The organism is Brevibacillus invocatus, from assembly GCF_003710915.1.
Classification (GTDB): Bacteria; Bacillota; Bacilli; order Brevibacillales; family Brevibacillaceae; genus Brevibacillus; species Brevibacillus invocatus.
In genome coordinates, this window is the sequence record NZ_RHHR01000094.1 from 1 (window position 1) to 738 (window position 738).

The 738-nt window shown below is 47.2% G+C and carries 1 protein-coding gene; it reads right to left on the bottom strand.

The genetic code is table 11. The features are described 5' to 3' along the window. Positions 1 to 130: 130 nt before the first annotated feature. On the bottom strand, positions 131 to 738 hold a 608-nt coding region (gene dnaN / locus EDM52_RS24170), incomplete at its 5' end, for a DNA polymerase III subunit beta (RefSeq protein WP_122911438.1).

The following is a 738-nucleotide window of genomic DNA, read 5'->3' on the forward strand; positions in this document are numbered from 1 at the left end:
CAGCCAGCTTTAAAAATTGCCCTAGGGCGATGTATTCGGTCTTGATGGAAACCTCACGCATGGCTTGGCTCCTTTCTTTGATAAAACCTCTGTCGAGGACACTTCTGTCAACCCTAACCGTTTGAAAAAACTAGTACGTACGCACCGGCAGGATCAGATGCAGCATCCAGTCATGATCCGTAGGTCGAATGACGAACGGGCTCATCGGACCTGTAAAGCTAGCCTTGATTTCACTGCTGTCGATTGCGCGCAGAGCATCAATCATGTACTTCGCGTTAAAGGAAATTTTCAACTCTTCCCCGTCCATAGCTTTTGGTTGCAGAATATCGGTCACCTTTCCAATCTCTGGAGCATTGGAGGTGATTTCTACATTGCCATCTGGCAGCGTAACCAGCTTCACCACATTGGATTTTCCTTCACGGCTGAGCAGGGAAGCACGCTCAATGGATTGCAAAAATTCTTTTGTGCTGACCGTGATCTCCGTTTTGCTGCCTTGTGGAATGATGCGAGTGGTATCTGGATACGTACCCTCCAGCAAACGGGAGTAAAACAGGATATGCCTTGATTTTACCAGAATTTGGTTTTCAGCAACAACAATATCAGCCGGATTTTGATCGTCATCCAAAATTTTTGTCAGCTCGTTGCAGCTTTTTCCCGGAACCACGACGTTGTGGAAAGAAAGCTCTTCAGGACATTCTACCATAGCTGTGCGACTTGCCAAACGGTGACTGTCTGTCG